The 20,499-nt window shown below is 33.4% G+C and carries 21 protein-coding genes and 1 tRNA gene; 11 read left to right on the top strand and 11 right to left on the bottom strand.

Annotation, left to right across the window (positions count from 1 at the left end):
- Positions 1-30 precede the first annotated feature (30 nt).
- The 3 genes from OQ292_RS16340 to OQ292_RS16350 all read right to left on the bottom strand — a co-directional run bounded on the left by OQ292_RS16340 (position 31) and on the right by OQ292_RS16350 (position 3,121).
- Entirely contained in the window at positions 31-1,248 is a 1,218-nt protein-coding gene (locus OQ292_RS16340) for a saccharopine dehydrogenase family protein (protein ID WP_284683213.1), read from the bottom strand.
- Between the two features lie 67 nt (positions 1,249-1,315).
- Complete coding sequence (locus tag OQ292_RS16345; protein WP_284683214.1) at positions 1,316-2,248, bottom strand: ROK family protein; 933 nt, start codon at positions 2,246-2,248, stop codon at positions 1,316-1,318.
- Positions 2,249-2,461: 213 nt separating this feature from the next.
- On the bottom strand, positions 2,462-3,121 hold the full coding sequence (locus tag OQ292_RS16350; protein WP_284683215.1) for an HAD family hydrolase: 660 nt from the start codon (positions 3,119-3,121) through the stop codon (positions 2,462-2,464).
- Positions 3,122-3,330: 209 nt separating this feature from the next.
- Between OQ292_RS16350 and gap the strand changes: the two genes are divergently transcribed.
- Positions 3,331-4,332 carry a type I glyceraldehyde-3-phosphate dehydrogenase gene (gap, locus tag OQ292_RS16355; RefSeq protein ID WP_284683216.1) on the top strand — a complete coding sequence of 334 codons (1,002 nt, stop codon included), beginning with the start codon at positions 3,331-3,333 and terminating at the stop codon, positions 4,330-4,332.
- 46 nt (positions 4,333-4,378) lie between these two features.
- Here gap and OQ292_RS16360 read toward each other — a convergent pair whose 3' ends face one another.
- The gene (locus OQ292_RS16360) at positions 4,379-5,017 is read right to left on the bottom strand and encodes a hypothetical protein (RefSeq protein WP_284683217.1); all 639 of its coding nucleotides are present in this window, start codon (positions 5,015-5,017) and stop codon (positions 4,379-4,381) included.
- Positions 5,010-5,495, bottom strand: a complete 486-nt coding sequence (locus OQ292_RS16365) for an RNA polymerase sigma factor (protein ID WP_284683218.1) — start codon at positions 5,493-5,495, stop codon at positions 5,010-5,012. The genes OQ292_RS16360 and OQ292_RS16365 overlap by 8 nt, the downstream gene beginning before the upstream one ends.
- A 138-nt stretch (positions 5,496-5,633) precedes the next feature.
- Here OQ292_RS16365 and OQ292_RS16370 point away from each other — a divergent pair, with 138 nt between their 5' ends.
- Positions 5,634-6,527, top strand: a complete 894-nt coding sequence (locus OQ292_RS16370; RefSeq protein ID WP_284683219.1) for a TraB/GumN family protein — start codon at positions 5,634-5,636, stop codon at positions 6,525-6,527.
- 83 nt (positions 6,528-6,610) lie between these two features.
- Here OQ292_RS16370 and OQ292_RS16375 read toward each other — a convergent pair whose 3' ends face one another.
- On the bottom strand, positions 6,611-7,000 hold the full coding sequence (locus tag OQ292_RS16375; protein WP_284683220.1) for a hypothetical protein: 390 nt from the start codon (positions 6,998-7,000) through the stop codon (positions 6,611-6,613).
- A gap of 344 nt (positions 7,001-7,344) precedes the next feature.
- On the opposite strand from OQ292_RS16375, the gene egtB reads away from it, so the two are divergent.
- The 4 genes from egtB (at position 7,345) to OQ292_RS16395 (ending at position 11,419) form a co-directional block, all read left to right on the top strand.
- Positions 7,345-8,601, top strand: a complete 1,257-nt coding sequence (gene egtB / locus OQ292_RS16380) for an ergothioneine biosynthesis protein EgtB (RefSeq protein WP_284683221.1) — start codon at positions 7,345-7,347, stop codon at positions 8,599-8,601.
- Between the two features lie 55 nt (positions 8,602-8,656).
- Positions 8,657-9,604: an L-histidine N(alpha)-methyltransferase gene (gene egtD, locus OQ292_RS16385; protein WP_284683222.1), complete on the top strand. Its 948-nt coding sequence runs from the start codon at positions 8,657-8,659 to the stop codon at positions 9,602-9,604.
- A gap of 133 nt (positions 9,605-9,737) precedes the next feature.
- Entirely contained in the window at positions 9,738-10,019 is a 282-nt protein-coding gene (locus OQ292_RS16390; RefSeq protein ID WP_284683223.1) for a DUF427 domain-containing protein, read from the top strand.
- Positions 10,020-10,261: 242 nt separating this feature from the next.
- The gene (locus tag OQ292_RS16395) at positions 10,262-11,419 is read left to right on the top strand and encodes an ATP-binding response regulator (RefSeq protein ID WP_284683224.1); all 1,158 of its coding nucleotides are present in this window, start codon (positions 10,262-10,264) and stop codon (positions 11,417-11,419) included.
- Between the two features lie 451 nt (positions 11,420-11,870).
- Here the strand turns inward: OQ292_RS16395 and OQ292_RS16400 are convergent, their stop codons facing one another.
- The 5 genes from OQ292_RS16400 to OQ292_RS16420 form a co-directional block, all read right to left on the bottom strand.
- Entirely contained in the window at positions 11,871-13,049 is a 1,179-nt protein-coding gene (locus OQ292_RS16400; protein ID WP_284683225.1) for an aspartate aminotransferase family protein, read from the bottom strand.
- 122 nt (positions 13,050-13,171) lie between these two features.
- On the bottom strand, positions 13,172-13,684 hold the full coding sequence (locus OQ292_RS16405) for a DUF4488 domain-containing protein (RefSeq protein WP_284683226.1): 513 nt from the start codon (positions 13,682-13,684) through the stop codon (positions 13,172-13,174).
- Positions 13,685-13,945: 261 nt separating this feature from the next.
- The gene (locus OQ292_RS16410; RefSeq protein WP_284683227.1) at positions 13,946-15,256 is read right to left on the bottom strand and encodes an NAD(P)/FAD-dependent oxidoreductase; all 1,311 of its coding nucleotides are present in this window, start codon (positions 15,254-15,256) and stop codon (positions 13,946-13,948) included.
- A 424-nt stretch (positions 15,257-15,680) separates the two neighbouring features.
- Positions 15,681-15,842, bottom strand: a complete 162-nt coding sequence (locus tag OQ292_RS16415; RefSeq protein WP_284683228.1) for a hypothetical protein — start codon at positions 15,840-15,842, stop codon at positions 15,681-15,683.
- Between the two features lie 149 nt (positions 15,843-15,991).
- A complete protein-coding gene (locus tag OQ292_RS16420) occupies positions 15,992-17,041 on the bottom strand; it encodes an alpha/beta hydrolase (RefSeq protein WP_284683229.1) in 1,050 nt (349 codons plus the stop codon).
- Positions 17,042-17,228: 187 nt separating this feature from the next.
- Between OQ292_RS16420 and OQ292_RS16425 the strand changes: the two genes are divergently transcribed.
- The 5 genes from OQ292_RS16425 (at position 17,229) to OQ292_RS16445 (ending at position 20,497) form a co-directional block, all read left to right on the top strand.
- A complete protein-coding gene (locus OQ292_RS16425; RefSeq protein ID WP_284683230.1) occupies positions 17,229-18,299 on the top strand; it encodes an asparaginase in 1,071 nt (356 codons plus the stop codon).
- A 235-nt stretch (positions 18,300-18,534) separates the two neighbouring features.
- Positions 18,535-18,623: transfer RNA gene (locus OQ292_RS16430), tRNA-Ser, on the top strand.
- Between the two features lie 80 nt (positions 18,624-18,703).
- Positions 18,704-19,543, top strand: a complete 840-nt coding sequence (locus OQ292_RS16435; RefSeq protein ID WP_284683231.1) for a MotA/TolQ/ExbB proton channel family protein — start codon at positions 18,704-18,706, stop codon at positions 19,541-19,543.
- A 58-nt stretch (positions 19,544-19,601) separates the two neighbouring features.
- The gene (locus OQ292_RS16440; protein ID WP_284683232.1) at positions 19,602-19,931 is read left to right on the top strand and encodes a hypothetical protein; all 330 of its coding nucleotides are present in this window, start codon (positions 19,602-19,604) and stop codon (positions 19,929-19,931) included.
- Positions 19,932-19,939: 8 nt separating this feature from the next.
- Complete coding sequence (locus OQ292_RS16445) at positions 19,940-20,497, top strand: ExbD/TolR family protein (protein ID WP_284683233.1); 558 nt, start codon at positions 19,940-19,942, stop codon at positions 20,495-20,497.
- The last annotated feature ends 2 nt before the right edge of the window (positions 20,498-20,499 follow it).

Raw genomic sequence — 20,499 nt, forward strand, 5'->3', positions numbered from 1 at the left:
TTAAATTAGTGAAAAAAGGAACATGATGCACTACTGTACATCATATTCATGTGGCAAAGTTATATTAATTTTTTCATTCCATGGTAATCCGTACTGGTTTAAAGCATCCATAAATGGATCTGGATCGAACTCTTCCACGTTATAAACACCAGCTTTTTGCCATTTTCCTGTTACCATTAGCATAGCACCAATCATGGCAGGTACACCAGTAGTATAAGATACTGCTTGAGCCTTAACTTCTTGATATACAGCTGCATGTTCGCAGTTGTTATAGACATAATAAGTTTTTTCTTCTCCATTTTTTATGCCTTTTATTTGGCATCCAATAGAGGTTTTTCCGCTGTAACCTTCACCTAAAGAAGATGGCTCTGGTAAAACAGCTTTTAAGAACTGTAAAGGTACAATTTCTTTACCTTCGTACATTACCGGATCGATTCTGGTCATTCCTACATTCTCTAATACTCTTAAATGAGTAATGTATTCTTGTGAGAATGTCATCCAGAAACGCGCTCTTTTTAGATAAGGGATATTTTTGGTAAGTGATTCAAGTTCTTCGTGATATAGCAAGTAAGATTCTTTTGGCCCAATCTCAGGGTAATCAATTGGTTTGTGTACAGATAGTGGATCAGTTTCTACCCATTCACCTTTTTGCCAGTATCTTCCTTTTTGAGTAATTTCTCTAATGTTAATTTCTGGGTTGAAGTTGGTGGCAAATGCTTTTCCATGATTTCCAGCATTACAGTCTACTATATCTAAATAGTGAATTTGCTCGAAATGATGTTTTTGCGCATAAGCAGTAAATACACCAGTTACTCCCGGATCGAAACCACAACCTAATAATGCCATTAAGCCAGCTTCTTTAAATTTATCTTGATAAGCCCATTGCCATTTATATTCGAACTTAGCTTCGTCAATAGGTTCGTAGTTGGCAGTATCAAGATAGTGAACGCCAGTTTCTAAACAAGCATCCATTATGGTTAAATCCTGATAAGGTAAAGCTACATTTATTACCATTACAGGTTTAAATTCATTTATAAGGGCAACCAGTTCTGGTACTTGGTCAGCATCAACCTTAGCAGTTGATATTGAAACACCATGCATTTCTTTAATATCTGCAGCAATTGCATCGCACTTAGCTTTAGTACGACTGGCTAGCATAATTTCAGTAAAAACTTCAGACAACATAGCACATTTGTGAGTTACTACGCTTCCAACTCCTCCTGCGCCTATAATAAGAACTTTACTCATGTTGAATATGTGTTTAATGAGATTTCAAATAAATCGCGAAAGTAAAAAAAATTATAAATAAGACAGATTAATTATTTCTAGTAAGCAAAGCTGCTCCAAAAACGCCCGCACTGTCTCCTAAACTAGGTTTTAATATAGCAGTTTGTAAGTCTGGATTAAAAATATTGGCTTTTAAAGCCTCTTTTCCTTTGGTATAAAGCTCAGGAATATTTCCAACTCCACCACCTAAAACTATTGCATCAGGGTCTAGCACATTAATAATTGAAGCTAAACCTTTACCAAAAAAGTGAATAAGTCGCTCAATTGTTTGAACTGCTACTGGATCGGCATTATCCAAATAGAGTTGGTAAATCTCTTTTAATGGTTTTTTTGTACCTGTTTGCTCAAAGTAGAATTTTTGTAATCCAGTACCAGAAATAACTGTTTCAACACAGCCTATTTTGCCACAGTAGCATTCTCCGCCGGTTTCATCTAAAAAATTATGTCCCCATTCTCCGCCAATACCATGTTTTCCATGAATTATTTTTCCATCAACTATTACACCTCCGCCAACTCCAGTGCCCATAATTACCCCAAAAACTACAGATGCATCTGGTAATTTTTCTTTTACAACTCCCAGTTTACTTTCTGCCAAAGCAAAACAGTTTGCATCATTCGCCATAATTACTTCAATGCCAAGTATTTCTCGTAAGTCATTTCCGAAAGGCATGCCATTGAGGCAGGTGGTGTTGCTGTTTTTCATTAATTGACTAGTTGGGTCTATCGTACCCGGAGTGCCAATGCCAATTTTATCTACTTTGTAACCGCTATCAGCTTCCAGTTTTTCGATAAGTATTCTAATTTGATTGGTAATGTGTTCGTAGCCTTTTTCTTTTTCAGTAGGTATTCTGATGCGGCTAATTGTTTCCATCGGATTGGGTAAGTCTGCATTGTAGCTAATTACAGTGCCTTCGATTTTTGTTCCCCCCAGATCAATTCCAAATAATATTTCCGTTGCCAATGTATTTTATGATTTTAATAAATTTATAAATTAAGGTTTTTAATAGTTGTAATTGTAAATAATTGATTACTAGATATTTAATCAATATTTGAGATTAAATAAATTAAACCTGAAAGAATAATTAGTAAGAGCAAAGCTAAAATTTCACCTTTTAAAATGGCGCTTAATCTTTGAATAATTCTTTCCATAGTTTTAGAAATTTACTTTATAATTTCAACTAAATAACTGAGCAAGTTTTTCAATGTTTAAATTAGTAAAATCATCTATAACTAAATCAGTATGAGCCAATTCTTTATGCGAGTGTGTGGTAGCAACTCCAACTACTTTAGCTCCAGCCGCTAAACCAGCTTCTACACCTGGTAGTGCATCTTCAAAAACAATACACTGATTAGGAGGTACTTGCAACCTTTCCGCAGCTTTTAAATAAATATCTGGATGAGGCTTTCCAATACTCACATCTCTTGAGTCTAAAACTGCCTGAAAATATTTTCTTAAGTTGGTTTTATCTAAGATGAAATCTGCATTTTCAGGTGGAGCAGAAGTTCCAACAGCGCAAGGGATACCAGCTTCTTTAAATTTAATTAATAGTGCTTCTAATCCAGCTACTGCTAATACATCATCTTTGTATATTTCTCTAAAAAGTTCTTCTTTTTCAGAGCCATAGTCGGCAACTTCTTTTTTTGTTAACTCTTTTTTAAAAAAATGAGGAATCCACTCTTCGTTTCTTCTGCCATATAATTTAGAATGAAGCTCTTCTTCACTCATAGTTATGCCATATTTAGCAGTAAATTGGTCAAGAGCTATTTTATGAAATGGATTGCTATCTACAATAACTCCGTCCATATCGAAAATAGCAGCAAAATTTGTAGTCATAGGTATACTTTATTTATAATGCTGCTAAAATACATGTTATCAACAGATGGCATAATAAATCATAAAATATTGCATCAGAATGTGAACTGTTAATTATTTTTTTTAACAAATGATGATAATCATTTAAATAAATAAAAAAACTTGGCTTAATTTGTACTCGAATAGAAATTCGAATTTTTTAAAAATTTCATATCAAAAATTTTAAAAATATGTCAAAGATTAAGGTAGCAATCAACGGATTTGGCCGTATCGGGAGAATCACTTTCAAGGTATTATATAATAATCCTGAGGTTGAAGTTGTAGCGATTAACGACCTGACAGACACTAAAACACTTGCTCACCTGTTGAAGTGGGATTCTGCGCACGGTAAATTTAATGCTGAAATTTCTGCTGACGAAAGCAGCATTACAGTAGATGGTAATAAAATCGATATTTATTCAGAGCGTGACCCAGCAAACTTGCCATGGGCTTCTCTAGGTATAGATGTAGTATTAGAATCTACAGGTATTTTTGTAAACCCAGAAGGTGCTGGAAAACACATTACTGCTGGTGCGAAAAAAGTTGTAATTTCTGCTCCTGCTAAAGGTGATGTAAAAACTTTTGTATTAGGCGTTAATGATGAAGATCTTACTTCTGATATCAAAATTTTATCTAACGCTTCATGTACTACTAACTGCCTTGCTCCAATGGCAAAAGTACTTGACGAAAAATTCGGTATCGAAAGCGGTTTTATCACAACTACTCACGCTTACACTGCTGACCAAAAATTACAAGATGCTCCTCACAGAGATTTAAGAAGAGCTAGAGCTGCTGCTCAATCTATCATCCCTACTTCAACTGGTGCTGCTAAAGCTGTTGGATTAGTATTGCCTCACTTAAAAGGTAAATTAGATGGTATTGCAATGAGAGTTCCAACCATTACTGGTTCAGCTACAGACTTAGTTGCTATTCTTAAAACAGAAGCTACTGCAGAAGAAATTAACGCTGCAATGAAAGAAGCTGCTGATGGTAAACTTAAAGGTGTGCTTGAGTATTCTGACGAGCCTTTAGTATCTGTAGATATCATTGGTAATCCTCACTCTTGTATTTTCGATTCTCAACTTACTTCTTCAATGGGTAAAATGGTGAAAATAATCGGATGGTACGACAATGAGTCTGGTTACTCTAACAGAGCTGCAGATGTTATCTTGAAAGTTGGAAAAATGTTATAATTTTCCATTTCATAATGATATTGAAGGGGGCTATATGCCCCTTTTTTTATTCCTCATTTTCAAGGGTATCTATCATTTTCTTAATTGCCCTTATTTTTTTGCCATAAAGCCAATCGAAAATAAAGTAAATGAGCACAATGCTAATAGCAAAGGTTACCAAATTGGTAATAATAAAGTTTATGGGGCTTTCTGAGGTAATAATTGGAAGATTTTCAGATAGTGTATCGTTCTGAACAATAGGCGAAGAAGTAGGGTCTTGAGTTATAAAAAAGCCTATCTCGTAACCCAAATAATAAGAAATAGGAACAATAATGCATAAACCAATAATATAGCGCTTTTTAAAGTCTTTTAATGTTGAATAGCATGTCTTTAAATGCTCTAATACATTTTCTGCATAAGAGATATTAAGCACCTTGTTGTAAAGGTTTTTGTAGTAAAAAATTACCAATAGCATTAAAGGTGTAGCAATAGCTGCATACAACCAAATTTTTTGGTATAGCAAATAAGTAATCAAAGCTACAGCAGCAACTATGTTAGAATAATGCTCAATTTTTACAATCTTCTGTATTTTTTCGAGAATACCAGCAGACTTTTTCTCAAGCATTTTTTCAAGTTCATTATCATTTACTTGTTTGGTGCTTGTTTCGTCAGATTGCCAAAGCGCTTTTAATTCATTATCATCCATAAGGGATAAGTTTTTTTAACTGAGTCTTAATTCTATTAATTTTAGCTCCTACATTGCTTACGGTTAAACCCATAATTTCAGCGATTTCCTTGTAGCTTTTATCGTCGAGATATAATAAAATTAATGCCCTGTCTGTTTCCTTAATCTTTTTAATAGCAACATATAAATTGGCTATTTGTACTTCTTTTTCATTATTATTTCCTTCATCTTTAATTTGTGTATGCTCAAGCACAGTGGTTTTTATCCTTTTTTTACGCTTTCTTATTTGCGATAAGCAAACATTTAAAGCAATTCTATACACCCATGTAGATGCTTTAGATTCGCCTCTAAACGTGTTAAAAGACCTCCAGAGCTGTAGTGTAACTTCCTGATAATAATCTTCAAATTCTTGCTCGTCGTTAGAGTATGCACGGCAAATTTTTGAAATTATGGAAGTATGTTGATCAATAAATAGTTTGAAAATTTTCTGTTGGGGCATAAATGTCAGCCGAATTCAAATAGTTAGTTGTCGTAATTTAATTTTTCTTACAAAAAAGTTTAAACTGTAATAAACTTTCCTTTTCTGTTACTTATTTATTCATAAAGATTAAAAGTTATAATTTTCATTTAAATTATTATGATAAAGCGAAATAAATTAAAAGTGTTTTACGGAATTGTGCTAAGTGCATTTTGCAATTTATTATTTACAAATGGACAATTATATGCACAAGAAACCAAAAATTCGCTATTGTGGGAGATCTCTGGAAAGGGTTTAAAAGCGCCTTCTTACTTATTTGGTACAATTCATATTATTTGCGAAGATGATATGGTGATGAATGATAAAATTAAAGATGCCTTTAAAAGTACCGAGCAATTAGTGTTGGAGCTAGATATGGATGATCCTGCTATGATGACTGAAATGCAAAAGTTGTCACTCAATCCTGGAATGGAAAATATCTCTGCCAGTATAAGCGAAGAAGACTTAAAACTGCTTGATGAGTTTTACAAAAAAAAATATGGCGTAGGAATGCAGCAATTAGGTATTATGAAGCCATTTGTGCTAATGTCTATGCTTTACCCATTTTATCTAAGTTGTGAGAAACAGGCATCTTACGAAACCAACTTTATGGAAATGGCCAAATCTCAGAAAAAAGAAACTATTGGCTTAGAAACACTTGAGTTTCAAATGGGAATTTTCGATAAAATGGATAAAGAAGATCAGATAGAGATGTTGGTAAAGTCTGTAAAAGAATTTGATTCTACTAAGGGCGAATTTGCCGAGATGATAGAAATCTACAGGTCACAAGATTTAGATGCTATGTATAAGATGTTTAAGAAATATCCTGAATACGAAAAGTATGAAGATGAACTTTTAACTGACAGAAATAAAGACTGGATTGGTAAAATCGGTAAAATTATTTCTGAAAAACCTTCATTCATAGCAGTAGGAGCGGGTCATCTAGGCTCTGAAAAAGGTGTTGTAAAACTTTTAAAAGAAGCTGGCTACAAAGTAAAACCAGTAAAGTTTTAATAAATACCAATCGAAGATCAAACGATACAAAGGTCCTGCATAGCAGGACTTTGTAAATGTGTTTGATAATCAAATGTAATATATTATTGTTTCCTGTAACGCTTAAGTTTTAGTGATTTTTTGTTTAGGTGTGAGAATTCAAGCACGTTTTCGTTGTTAACGTTCGCTATAACGTAGCTTTTTTCAGATTCTATTGTAAACCCTCCATTTGGATCAGGAAGAATTAAGTACTCAGTTTTTTTATTCAGAATGAAAGCAGGAGCTTCATTATAAATAAAGAATATTTCATTACCGATAGTTTCGGTTGTTATCCCCATCTCGTCAAAGAAGCTTTTTGAAGAGCTAGCATCCATATTCGAGAATACTGAATAGGCATCAAAACTTGGTGCTGTTTCGATTTTATCATTGTTAGCGAATACTGTAAATGATAAGAATAATGTGAAGATGGCTGGAAGTAAAGTTTTGAAGTTCATTTGATTACATATGATAGATTAATAATAAAATTTTAAAGTTATTAGTCTATGTTCAATACTAATACCAGTTTTAAAATTCACATTAACTGATTGATAATCAGGTATATAATATTTTGAAAGTTTGATTTTATGTCCCAATTTGAAAACTCCTGTTCAATATTGGGAATTTTTACAAATATCTTGCTTGTTAGCTTTTGGGCAAGAATGAACAAAAAAGCTCTAAAATCTTCTTTTTCTAGGAAAACATTACATCAAATCGAGAGTTACCTACATGATAGTTGAATAACAAGCAGGGCTAAAAACGCAACTTGTCCCAAATTAAAAAATCTAAACCTTTTTATATCTTGATACTGCTTACCACAAAACTCTCCGAAAAATTTCAACAGGTTCGCAACAGAACAACAGCTTTGTGTAACCCATTAAAAGAAGAAGATACCGTAGTTCAGCCAATTGTGGATGTAAGTCCACCCAAATGGCATTTGGGGCACACTTCCTGGTTTTTTGAAAACTTTCTCTTAATAAAGCATTTAGAAGGGTATAAGCTTTATAATAAAAGACTCAACTATATTTTCAATAGCTATTACGAAAGTCAGGGAGAACGTATTTTAAGATCAAACAGAGGGAATTTAAGCAGACCCTCTCTTAGTGAAGTATTAGCCTACAGACAATATGTAGATAAATATATGTTGGAGCTAATCGAGCAAAAAAGTGGAGACGAAACGCTTGCAGACTGGATAGAGCTGGGTTTGCAACACGAAATGCAGCATCAGGAACTTTTAGTTACAGACATTAAATACATATTAGGTAATAACCCATTGTTTCCAGTATATAATGAAGGTAAAACAGGTACAAATGGAGTTCAACTCGCAGAAAATGATTTTTTAGTAATTGCAGGTGGGTTATATGCCATCGGGTTTCAAGGTAAAGATTTTCACTTTGATAATGAAGAAGGCATACATCAAGTGTATTTACACGATTATGAAATAAGTAATAAACTGGTTACAAACAGAGAGTATATCGAGTTTATTGAAGATGGAGGTTATAAAGATTTTAGGGTTTGGTTGTCAGAGGGTTGGGAATGGGTAAAGCAAGATAACAGAGAAGCTCCATTGTATTGGTTTAATGTAGAGGGCAAATGGTTGTATTATACCTTACAAGGTTTAAAAGAAATAGATTTAGAAGAGCCGGTTAGCCATGTTAGTTATTACGAAGCTGAAGCTTATGCTCGATGGAAAGGTATGAGGTTGCCTACAGAGTTTGAATGGGAGACTGCTTGTAAAAACTTTGCAAAAGAACCATTTGAAACAAAAAATCTGTTAGAGAGAGAAATGTTTCATCCAGATAGGCAGCATTTAAATAATACTGATTTTATCGGGAATCTTTGGGAATGGACTTCAAGTGCTTATTTGCCATATCCATATTATAAACAGGCCGAAGGAGCTTTAGGTGAATATAATGGTAAGTTTATGGTAAATCAGATGGTTTTGAGAGGAGGTTCTTGTGCGACACCATTAGAACAGATTAGACCAACCTATCGAAATTTCTTTCAAACAGACAAACAATGGCAGTTTACTGGAATAAGACTTGCCAGATATATATAATATTGAAACACATTTATATTAACAGTGCTAACTAAATGCAATAACATTAAAGAAAATGAACAACACATTTGCTACAGATATTCTAAAGGGATTATCTGAATACCCAAAAGCTTTATCTTCGAAATATTTTTATGATGCTAAAGGTGATATAATATTTCAGGAGATAATGAATATGCCTTCTTATTATCTTACTAACTGCGAGTACGATATTTTTCAGCAGCAAAAAGGAGCTATTCTAAACAGTATTCACGCTCAAGGTGACAAGTTTCAACTTATTGAGTTAGGAGCAGGAGACGGATACAAAACTAAAGTGTTATTACAGCATTTTGTAAATGAGCAAGCTGATTTTGAATATATACCAGTTGATATTTCTTCTCATGTGCTCTCTCAACTAAGTAAAGATCTTAGAAAAAACTTTGATACTTTAGAGGTATCTCCTATGCAAGGAGATTATTTTCATATGCTTGAGAAGTTGGGGGTAGATGAGGAAACTAAAAAGGTGATTATGTTTCTTGGTTCCAATATCGGGAATTTTAGTTTCGAAAAAGCAACGGACTTTTTTAAGCAAATAGCAAATCAGCTAAACAAAGACGATTATTTTTTGATTGGTATTGATCTAAAAAAAGATCCTGAAATTATACTTTCAGCTTATAATGATCCAGACGGAATAACTGCTCGATTCAACTTAAATCTGCTCAGAAGAATTAATAATGATTTAGGTGCAGACTTCGATCTCTCGGGCTTTAAGCACTATCCTGTGTATGATCCACAAACTGGTGAGTGTAGAAGCTACTTATTAAGTTTAAAAGAGCAAACTGTAAGTATTGCAGATTTAGAGAGAACATTCAAATTCGAAAAATACGAAAGTATTCATACAGAGATTTCTCGAAAGTATTCGCTAAAAGAGATAGACTTACTAGCAGATGCTGCAGGCTTTAAAGTAGTTAAAAACTTTACTGATGAAAAAGGATATTTTGTTGATTCTTTGTGGAAGTTAAAATAGAAAATTTAAGAACTACTGTTATTTTTAAATCGTTTTGTAGAGAGAGTACAATTGAATAATAAAATTTAATATATGACGAAGAATTACTTAAATAAATAAAATAACAAGCGACTACACACAAAAAATCTAAGTTATGAAAGCAATTTGGAATGACGAAGTTATTGCAGAGAGCAATGAAACAGTGAAAATGGAAGGCAATTACTATTTTCCGGAAACATCATTAAAAAAAGAATTCTTCAAAGAAAGCGAAAGCAACACCATTTGTCCTTGGAAGGGAACAGCATCTTATAGTACACTCGTGGTAAATGGTAAAGAAAACAGAGATGCAGTATGGTATTATCCAAATCCGTCGGAAGCTGCCTCGGTAATTAAAAACCATTATGCATTTTGGAAGGGTGTAGAGGTTGTAGAATAATTGCTAAAAGTTAATCCAAAAATATTTTAGGAGCCTTTAAGGCTCTTTTTTTATTTTAAAATTTCTGATTTTTTATTTTAATCCATTGCTTAACTTATTATAATTAAAGTTAAATTAACTATGTTAGATTTTAGAATATACTAGACCAGTTTTAAGGTTTTATTAATAAACCTTGATTGCTGGTGCAATGGTGTTTTTTTGTCTATCATCGCTTTATATTAAACCACTAACTAAACTTCCAAATGTTACGCATCCTTCTTATTGATGATAAGGAAAACGATATTGCTTATTTTTTAAAAACTCTTAAAAGCATTAAGCACCTTAATACTGAGGTACAGCAGGCAAACTCTGTAAAATCGAGTAGTTTAATTCTAAAGAGTTTTCAGGCTGATATTGTCATCTCTGAACTAGAACTAAAAGAGGAATCTCAAAAAAAAATTATTGGCTTTTTAAATGAAATAAGTACAAAGTATCCAGTAATATTAATTACAAACCAAAAAGCTGATAAGCTAATTAAGCAATCCAAAAATATTGGAATTAGCGATTTTATTCCGAGAAAAAGTCTAACTCCAGATTTGCTCGAAAAAACACTTCATTTTACCATGGAGAGGCTGGCTTTTCAGAAGGAAAGAAAAAGGATGCAATTTGAAATTACGGAAAAGAATAAACATATCCATCGCACTTCTAGGCAAATAGAAGAACTTGCATATACACTATCACACGACCTCCGTGGGCCTGTAGGCAGTATACTTGGCTTAGCCGACTTAATAAATAGTACCAGCAACAACCTGGAAGAAATTAAACAGTTTAGCCAGCTTATTCACTCTTCTGCGAATGACTTAAATGAGTTGTTAAAACAGCTATTAGATGTTTTATTGGCTAACAAAAATATCTATGATAAAGCCGAACTGTTAGATATTAAACAGGAGATTACGAAAGTAATGGAAAAGCTTAGAGTTGTCTATCCTTCTTTGGTTTATAATATTAAAGTGAACTGTAAAAAGATTAGTGAAATCTTATATTCTCAAAATGCATTTGAGTTTATTTTGTACAATTTATTATCTAATGCCTTAAAGTTTCGGTCTAATCGTAGAGCGCTCGAAATTAAAGTTGAAACTGATTTAGTAAACAAAAATCTTGTTTGCATAGCGGTAAAAGACAATGGTGTTGGTATGGATATGAATATGGTAAAACCGAGGATTTTTAAAATCTTTAAACGCTTTCACAAAAATGTAGAGGGGAGGGGTATAGGACTTTACGCAGTAAAAGCAATGTTAGATGAGCTTGAGGGCTATATTGAAGTTGATAGTGAGTTAAATATTGGCTCAGAATTCCGTATTTTTTTAAAGCCATTGGCTAACAATGTGTTTCCTGTTTCTACAGAATACAACCCAGTGTAAATAAAAAGTCAGTACCAACAAGGTCGGTACCGACTCCAATAGAATCCAATCATATAAGATTAAGAGTAGAAACTCTCTCACTTATTTAACCTAACACTAAAACTTTAATGCTCTTTAATCACAATGATATTTGTGAAGCCAGGCTTTTAATTTCAAATTTTAGATGCTAGTCATTTTACAAGTAGTGAGCCTATTTTAGAAAAACTGTTTTGAGAAGGGTATAAAAAAGAAAAAGCCAAAAGTAGATGGTACTTTTGGCAATTGTATATCTTAACAAAATGTTGGTTCTAGCCTACTGTAGACGTTAGAAATATGTAATATATTATTGTTTTTTGATATAAAAAGTGATAAATGTTTAATCTCTAACAGAAGTTAATGCCTAATTTCACCATTTATCACCCTTTGAAATTGTTTCAATCTGGGAAGTTTTGTATTAAAATGGGAATTGCTACTAACCCAAAATGTCTAGTATAACTCCACAAGCTTTTCTTATGTGTTTTTCTTTGATAATAAGAGGAGGTGCAATTCGCATAGAATTATCGCAGAATAAGAACCAATCTGTTAAAATGCCATTTTGTAGCGCTTTATCTATTATTGGTTTTAGGGTATCAAATGAGTCAAACTCTGCGGCAAGCATTAATCCTTTTCCTCTAACTTCTTTTATTTTATCATGTTTCAAAAGCTTTTTAAAGAGTTTTCCTTTCTGTTTGGCTTCTTGGTATATTTTACTTTTCGAAACAGTTTTAAGGCTTGCATAAGCTGCTGCTGCACTTACAGGATGACCACCAAAGGTTGTTATGTGTCCTAAAATAGGATTGTTCTTAAAAACCTTCATTATTTCAACATCACTAATAAATGCTCCAATTGGCATTCCTCCACCAAGTCCTTTAGCTAGTAACAATATATCTGGCACTACACCAAAATGCTCAAAACCCCAGAGGTTTCCGGTCCTACCAATACCAGCTTGTATTTCATCAAAGATAAGTAAACAGCCTTTATCTGTACATTGCTGTCTCAGTTGCTTCATATAGTCTTTATCAGGAACTCTTATACCTGCTTCTCCCTGAATGGTTTCTACTATAACAGCGGCTGTTTTTTCTGTAATTAATTCTAAATCTTCTGCTTTATTAAATTGAATGTGTTTTACATCTGGCAATAATGGTCTAAAAGCATTTTTAAAAGGTTCGTTACCACAAATAGATAAAGAGCCTTGTGTGGCACCATGGTAGGCATCAAAAGCAGAGATAATTTCTGTTCTACCTGTAAATCTTTTGGCTAATTTTAGGGCTCCTTCTACAGCTTCTGTACCTGAGTTTACCAAATAAACACTATTAAGGCTTTGCGGTAAAAGGTCTGATAAAAGCTTAGCAAGTTTTACCTGTGGTGTTTCTACGAACTCGCCGTATACCATTAGGTGCATATATTTATCTACTTGCTTTTTAACTGCTTTTACTACTGCTGGATGCAAATGTCCGAGATTGCTTACGCCAATTCCGGATATAAGATCCATGTATTTTTTTCCATACTTGTCATACATATAAATTCCCTTGGCTTTTTCAATTTCTACCATTAAAGGGAAGTCGCTGGTTTGTGCAATATGATTTAGGAATAGTTGTCTTTCTGTGAACATTCTTATTTTTTTATTGAACCACTAGTATCTTCTTTTCACGGTTCAATATTACTGCGAAATAGGTAGATAAAAAAAAGAGCAGAAATTTCTTTCTGCTCAATAAAGTTATTTAAGTTCTTAATTTACATTCTCTCCCATATTTCGTCTATCCATACAGAATCTACTACTACATAGTCAAGTGTTTCGGGGTCGAGTTCGTATTCTTTGGCGTATCCTGAATGGTACCACTTATCGCCAACTAGTCGGCAATTAAATGTAACTGAAGTTCCTGTAAGGTCAGGATCTTCTGGACTTGTCTGTTTAAAGAAATCGATGTTTTCGGTGTAATGATCTCCATTAAATTTATAAGTGCCTCCACCAGAAGCTATAACAGATTTTTCGTCGTAAGAAACCCAAGTAAAATGTGAGTTAGTAACCAGTTTTATTTTTGGGTTTATTTCCTGTGGCCAAGTAGTAAATATTGAGTCTCCTGTTTCTTTGAATTGAATCAGTTTCCAGCTGCCTTCTAAACCGGGCAGATCAGTTGCGTCTTCTACATTTGTGTCCATTGCTACTTTTTTGGCCCCTTCAGGCGTGGAGCAGGAATAAGCGAAAAAAAGTAGTATAGTGAATAAAGTGATAAGAGAATTTTTCATTTTCAGTGTTGTTAAAGTTGATAATTTATTTATTGAGGTAAATGATTGATTAAATCAGCTTGCTGGTTGAAAATGAAAATCTTTTATTATTGATAGTTTATAGGGTAAATACTACGGAGTATTCCCTAATTAATTCTGAAAGGCAATAAATCTTCGAAAAATTATATATCCTGAATATAAATATTTTTCTAAAAGATTCAAATTAAGAGAGGAGTTGTTTTAACAAAAAAAGCTTCCTGTGAGGGAAGCTTTTAATATATTTTATAATGTTTCTACAGGTTCCTTTTTGTTCTTATCTCTAACAAAAGGTCTGATGATTAGTCTGATTCCACGATCGTAATTAAAGTAGTTCCAGAGCCAGTTTACAAGTACGATTACTTTGTTTCTATAACCAACCAAAGAAATAAGGTGCACAAACATCCAAATAAACCAAGCGAATGCTCCTTGCCATTTTAATTTAGCAACTTCTACTACAGCTTTGTTTCTTCCTATAGTAGCCATCGAGCCTTTGTCGTGGTAAACGAATTTTTGTTGTGGTTTGCCTTTAATTCTTTTAAGTAGGTTTTTAGCAAGTAGCTCGCCTTGTTGCATTGCTACAGGAGCAACCATCGGATGACCTTTTGGCGTATCTTTGGTTACCATTGCTGCAACATCACCAATAGCAAAAATGCTATCGTGCTCAGCTACTTCATTATACTCGTTTACAAGAATTCTGTGGGCACGGTCAAATTGATTATCTTTTAAACCTGGTATTGCATTACCCATTACACCAGCCGACCAAACAAGGTTTTTAGCCAGTATAGTTTTATTAATGTTGGTTTTTACAACTGTACCATCATAATCTGTTACGCGTGTATTTAACCAAACATTTACATTTAGTTTTTTAAGATATTCTACTGCCTTATCAGAAGATATATATGATAGACCTGCTAGTAATTTTGGGCCAGCTTCGATCAAGTGTATCTGCATACGGCGTACATCCAATTCTGGATAATCGTTTGGTAAAACGTGGTTTTTTAACTCACCTAGAGCTCCAGCTAGCTCAACGCCAGTTGGACCACCACCAACAATCACGAAGTTCATTCTACTTTCTCTAGAGTTTATTTCTGAAGAAAGTAAGGCCTTTTCAAAGTTTTGCAACATAAGACTTCTAACATCGAGTGCTTGCACTACAGTCTTAAGTCTCATGCCGTATTTCATTATCTGATCATTACCAAAGAAGTTCGTTTTAGAACCTGTTGCTATAATTAGATAATCGTAACTAAGAGAGCCTATATTTGTATAAATTGTCTTTATTGTGTGATCTACATTTTCAACATTCGCCATGCGAAAGTGGAAATTCTGATATTCCTTAAATATTTTCCTGATAGGAAATGCTATGGAATCGGGCTCTAAACCCGCTGTTGCCACCTGATATAAAAGCGGTTGAAAAGTATGATAATTATTTCGGTCGAGTAATACTACCTGTACTTCCTTGTTTTTTAAACCTTTTACAAGTTGCATCCCGCCGAAACCCCCTCCGATAATTATAACTCTAGGAAGGTTAATTTCAGGGACATCTATTGTCTGCATAATGTATAATTTGGATAGTATATAATATCTGTTCTCATTATATTAATTTAAACAGCTTTAGTCACTTGTATGTTTCCCTTTTATCTAAAAGATTGACATTATTTTATTGCAATTTGAACAGTTAAATGCCACTAGTAAGATATGGCATCTTATATAAATCAAAACAGGAAAGGTAAAGGATAAGAAGAATTTTGTGTAAAGATATAACTTATATTTATACGTGTAAATGTTTTATTAAAACTATAAATCATAATAAAACTTAATGAACTGATTACGAGTCTATTACTACTTGTGAAAAAATGAAAGATTTACTATGTATTATTCATTTTTAAGTGAGGTTGATTCGAAATAAATTACTGTAAAAAATAAACCCACAGGTAAATAATTTTACCTGTGGGTTTATAGTATAAGTTTTATTAATATATCAAGCGTGTTTAGCTTGTTTTCTTTTATTTAAGTAATCTTTAAAAGCAAGGTCTTCGTCTTCGTAATTTACTTCTGCATTATGTGCAAAGTACATGTATAAAGATATAGTAAGTGCGAATACTATCGCATAAATCAAAAATATAAGTTCTAGAGTTGTCATCTTATTAGGGTAATTTGGTAAAGTAAGTAACTTTTTGTACTTCAAATAACCACTTTAAAAAGATGAATATTTATGACCTATATCAGTATAAAACTTGAATTACATCACTAATTATTCATTGTAAGAATTAAGTTGAGAAGCGCAGAAAATTAGTCTTCTAGAAGTTCCAGTACATCTTCTTCAAGTTCATCTGCTGGGTTAAGGTTTAATGTAAATGCTAAAAAGTAATGTGTTGAATCCATAACTCTTTGCCAGTTGCCAGATACAATTTCAGAACAGATAACATGTTCTTTGGCATCTTCAAAAGCAACTTTCTGTTTTAAGTTTTCAGGAGTGCCCAATTCGTCAAACATTTCTAGCATGGCAGGTACAGAAACTACCTTGTCTTGGTTTTCTTCATCCTTATAGTAATAACCTAAAAACACGGGGCATTTTATTTCATTAAAAATTGCAGGTTTCATAATGGCTTCATTTAAGCTAACTAGGTTTACTACAGCTTCGAGTCTGTATTGAGTTGTCCAGAATTGTTTCTGCATTTCGTTTTTTGTAGTAATGTTCACTATGTCTGAACCTGTAACCATTTGGCCGATTTGTAAACCCCAAGGCAAGTTTAGCAGATGAATATCGTCATCGTAAAAATCTACAAGAGGAGAGTAGAGAATAAGGGCTTCTATTAAGTCTGGATTTTTAGCTGCGAGATAGATTGCAAGCATACCACCTGCAGAAGTTCCCATTACAATTACTTTTTCACCAATTTGTTTTCCTACTTTAATCGCTTCTTTGGCAGACTCAATATATGCTTCAGAGTTAAAATCTAGTAGTGCATTTTTTTCATCAATACCATGTTTGTAAAGCCTAGGTACATATAAATTACAACCAAAATATTGGGCTGTTTTTCTGTGAACAGGATTGCCTTCTCCATACGATGCTGAAAAACCATGTAGGTAAACTATACTATACGGTGTCTTTTCTTTAGTTTCAGGGTTTTTCCAAAATATTTTGGATTCGTTTTTATCTTTTAAGCCTGTAATTGTGGCTTCTTTATCTGTTATTTGCTTATCGAGCTCATTAGGCACTATTTCTTTTATATCAGAAATTTTTGGGTTTAGGTTAGAGACATTTGGCCGGTTACCCATAAAAAAAATTATAGCTAATAATAAAATTACTACCGGTATTAACAGCCATATTTTGTTCTTCATATTTTAAGTATGATTGATAAAACTTAAAATTAATGTTTTAAGCTTAATTTAGAATCATTAGCTAACCTTAGCGCTCAAATATTTCAAAATTCAATTAAGTGATTAGCTTTGTATATCAGTAATATGTATTCAAAGTAAAAACAATATGAACTAAATTTGCTAAGCAAGCAAATACTTAATTCAATAAATGACAAGGTACTACAAAACAGTAAACATAAATACTGCTATTCAAAAAGGGCTGAGAGGATCTGTTTTAGTGATTTATACCGGTGGCACCATTGGTATGGATTACGATGAACAAACTGGCAGTTTAATTCCTTTCGATTTTGAGAAAGTAATTGAAAAGGTTCCAGAATTAAAAAGATTCGAATTTCAGCTCACAGTATTATCTTTTAGTAAACTCATAGATTCTTCTGACATAAATATTAACCATTGGTTGGAGTTATCGAGAATTATTTATGATTTTTATGATGATTATGATGGGTTTATTATTTTGCACGGAACAGATACAATGGCATATTCTGCATCTGCTTTGAGTTTTTTGTTGCAAAATTTGTCAAAACCTGTAATATTTACAGGTGCGCAATTACCAATAGGTGCTTCACGAACAGACGCGAGAGATAATTTGGTAACCGCACTAGAAATAGCTTCAGCTAAGCACGAAGGCAAAGCGCTTATTCCTGAAGTATGTATTTATTTTGACCATTTGTTGCTGAGAGGTAACAGGGCTAAAAAAGTACAGAATTTTAATTTCACAGCTTTTGAATCGGCAAACTATCCGGCGTTGGCAGTAGCTGGCATCCATATCGAATACAACCTAGCTCTTATAAAAGAACAAGCAGATCAACCATTGAAAATTTATAATAAGATGGATAATAATATTGCTGTTCTAAAAATTTTTCCTGGGATTACATATAATATGATGAAACCTTTACTAGACAATCCAAATATTAAAGGTGTAATTCTAGAAACTTTTGGCTCGGGTAATGCGCCAACTTCATCTTGGTTTTTAAATTTGATTTCAGAAACCATAGAAAAAGGAATACATGTATTAAATGTTTCTCAGTGTAGTGGGGGAAGTGTAGCGCAAGGGAAATATATTACCAGTAAATATTTAGAGGATTTGGGAGTGATTGGAGCGGCAGATATGACCTTTGAAGCAGCTATAACGAAGATGATGTTTGTGCTGGGTAATAATACAGATAATGATGTAATAAAAGAATTATTAGTGAATCCTATGGTAGGAGAATGTAGCTAATAATGATGGATGTGTTGTAATCAAATGTAAGTTTTAGAAGAAATAGGCTATATTTTTCCAGTAATAATCCAATTAATATTTAGAAAATTAATATTTGGAAAATTTGCAACAACTATTTTTTATTAATTTATTTGCACAATCCGAAGATAAAGTTAGATACAGTTAATGGGGTTTATGTACCTTTTATTCTTTTTTTAATGTATCTTTTTTGTATTTTTGGATTGCATAGTAAAATGGAGAGGTGGCCGAGTGGTCGAAGGTGCTCGCCTGGAAAGCGAGTGTGCCCCGCAACGGGCACCAAGGGTTCGAATCCCTTTCTCTCCGCAAGATTTATTTATATAAGTCTTCATTTTAAACATTTTGGCTTTCATTGTACACTTTAATTGAACATTAAACATTAGGTTATGAAAAAATTATTCTCGTTATTATTTCTGCTTTGTGCTTTAACTTTCGGACTAACTTCAGTTTCTACAGCACAGGACGAAACAGCTACAGAAGATACTACTGCTATGGCAGATGATTCAACTGCTGTTTCTACTACTGAAACTGCTAGCACAATGGAAGAAGAAGCTCCTATAGTTGAGGAGGAAGAAGCAGAACCTCAAACTTTCCACCAGATTGTAAAAGAAAAATTCATTGAAGGTGACTGGAGATTTATGAGCCCAGTATTATTATGTCTTATCTTAGGATTGGCAATCGCTCTTGAAAGAATTATTTCTTTAAACCTTGCAACTACAAACACTAAAAAATTAGTTGCTCAAGTAGACCAAGCTATCACCGAAGGTGGTATCGAAGCTGCTGCAAACGTTACAAAATCAACTAAAGGTCCAGTTGCTTCTATCTTTACTCAAGGTCTTATGAGAATGTCAGAAGGTATCGAAATGGTTGAGAAATCAATTATTGCTTACGGTTCTGTAGAAATGGGTAAATTAGAAAAAGGTCTTGTATGGATCTCTCTTTTCATCTCTTTGGCTCCGATGTTAGGTTTCATGGGTACTGTAATTGGTATGATTGGTGCATTCGACGCTATCGAAGCTGCTGGTGATATTTCTCCATCTCTTGTTGCTGGTGGTATTAAAGTAGCACTTTTAACAACTGTTGCTGGTCTTATCGTTGCGATTATTCTTCAATTATTCTACAACTATTGTGTTGCTAAAGTTGACTCTTTAGTAAATGAAATGGAAGATGCTTCTATCTCTTTCGTAGACGTATTAGTGAAGCATAAAGTAGCTGCTAACAGCTAATTATTAAGCCTGAATACAGGTGCTTTCATTGTAGAATTAATTGAATTTATAAATAATTATGGAAGAATTTATTTCATCATATTTACTACCAGCATCTTATGTGTTGGTAGTATTAGCCGCAGCAGGTTCTATCCTGATGCCACTTATTAAATCAATAGGAGATCCTAAAAGTTTAGTTGGAACACTCGTAGGACTTGGTATTCTATTAGTATTATTCCTAATCGGTTATTCTATAGCTGGTAACGAGGTTACTCCAAAATACATGGAATTTGATGTGGATGCTTCTATGTCTAAATTCATCGGTGGTGTACTTACTATGTTTTACATTCTGTTAGGTATTTCACTTGTTGGTATTGTATTCACAGAAGTTTCTAAAATCTTTAAATAATAGTTTTTATGGGAAGAAGTAAAAGACAATCAGCCGAAGTAAATGCCGGCTCAATGGCAGACATCGCATTCTTGCTACTCATATTCTTCCTGGTAACTACTACAATTGCTTCTGATAAGGGTATTTATGTACAACTTCCTCCTAAACCTGAAGATCAGGTGGATGTTAAGTTGAACGAAAGAAACATCTTTAATATCCTTATTAACTCAAAAGACATGATGTTGGCTGAAGATATGCCAATGGAGATCTCTGAGTTGAGATCAGAAGTTAAAAAGTTTGTTACCAATAATGGAAAGGATCCGAAATCTTCGGAAAGCCCGTCTAAAGCAGTAGTTTCTTTAAAAACTGACCGTGGTACAAGCTACGAAATGTATATTTCTGTAGTGGACGAACTAAAGTTAGCTTATAACGAACTAAGAGCTGGATATCTGGGAATAACTGTTGAGGAATTTGTGAACTTAGACAGAGAAACCCAGGAGGGAGAAGATATGTACGATAGAGCTAGAGAAGCTTTCCCGTATCAGGTGTCAGATGCTGAACCTTCTGATATTAGTAATTTCCAATAATT

This window comes from Chondrinema litorale, assembly GCF_026250525.1.
Classification (GTDB): domain Bacteria; phylum Bacteroidota; class Bacteroidia; order Cytophagales; family Flammeovirgaceae; genus Chondrinema; species Chondrinema litorale.

What these genes read in the sequence shown, in the direction of transcription:
- OQ292_RS16340 (WP_284683213.1), bottom strand. Translation starts at nt 1,248, where the DNA reads ATGAGTAAAGTTCTTATTATAGGCGCAGGAGGAGTTGGAAGCGTAGTA.
- OQ292_RS16350 (WP_284683215.1), bottom strand. Translation starts at nt 3,121, where the DNA reads ATGACTACAAATTTTGCTGCTATTTTCGATATGGACGGAGTTATTGTA.
- gap (WP_284683216.1), top strand. Translation starts at nt 3,331, where the DNA reads ATGTCAAAGATTAAGGTAGCAATCAACGGATTTGGCCGTATCGGGAGA.
- OQ292_RS16360 (WP_284683217.1), bottom strand. Translation starts at nt 5,017, where the DNA reads ATGGATGATAATGAATTAAAAGCGCTTTGGCAATCTGACGAAACAAGC.
- OQ292_RS16365 (WP_284683218.1), bottom strand. Translation starts at nt 5,495, where the DNA reads ATGCCCCAACAGAAAATTTTCAAACTATTTATTGATCAACATACTTCC.
- OQ292_RS16370 (WP_284683219.1), top strand. Translation starts at nt 5,634, where the DNA reads ATGATAAAGCGAAATAAATTAAAAGTGTTTTACGGAATTGTGCTAAGT.
- OQ292_RS16375 (WP_284683220.1), bottom strand. Translation starts at nt 7,000, where the DNA reads ATGAACTTCAAAACTTTACTTCCAGCCATCTTCACATTATTCTTATCA.
- egtD (WP_284683222.1), top strand. Translation starts at nt 8,657, where the DNA reads ATGAACAACACATTTGCTACAGATATTCTAAAGGGATTATCTGAATAC.
- OQ292_RS16390 (WP_284683223.1), top strand. Translation starts at nt 9,738, where the DNA reads ATGAAAGCAATTTGGAATGACGAAGTTATTGCAGAGAGCAATGAAACA.
- OQ292_RS16395 (WP_284683224.1), top strand. Translation starts at nt 10,262, where the DNA reads ATGTTACGCATCCTTCTTATTGATGATAAGGAAAACGATATTGCTTAT.
- OQ292_RS16400 (WP_284683225.1), bottom strand. Translation starts at nt 13,049, where the DNA reads ATGTTCACAGAAAGACAACTATTCCTAAATCATATTGCACAAACCAGC.
- OQ292_RS16405 (WP_284683226.1), bottom strand. Translation starts at nt 13,684, where the DNA reads ATGAAAAATTCTCTTATCACTTTATTCACTATACTACTTTTTTTCGCT.
- OQ292_RS16410 (WP_284683227.1), bottom strand. Translation starts at nt 15,256, where the DNA reads ATGCAGACAATAGATGTCCCTGAAATTAACCTTCCTAGAGTTATAATT.
- OQ292_RS16415 (WP_284683228.1), bottom strand. Translation starts at nt 15,842, where the DNA reads ATGACAACTCTAGAACTTATATTTTTGATTTATGCGATAGTATTCGCA.
- OQ292_RS16420 (WP_284683229.1), bottom strand. Translation starts at nt 17,041, where the DNA reads ATGAAGAACAAAATATGGCTGTTAATACCGGTAGTAATTTTATTATTA.
- OQ292_RS16425 (WP_284683230.1), top strand. Translation starts at nt 17,229, where the DNA reads ATGACAAGGTACTACAAAACAGTAAACATAAATACTGCTATTCAAAAA.
- OQ292_RS16435 (WP_284683231.1), top strand. Translation starts at nt 18,704, where the DNA reads ATGAAAAAATTATTCTCGTTATTATTTCTGCTTTGTGCTTTAACTTTC.
- OQ292_RS16440 (WP_284683232.1), top strand. Translation starts at nt 19,602, where the DNA reads ATGGAAGAATTTATTTCATCATATTTACTACCAGCATCTTATGTGTTG.
- OQ292_RS16445 (WP_284683233.1), top strand. Translation starts at nt 19,940, where the DNA reads ATGGGAAGAAGTAAAAGACAATCAGCCGAAGTAAATGCCGGCTCAATG.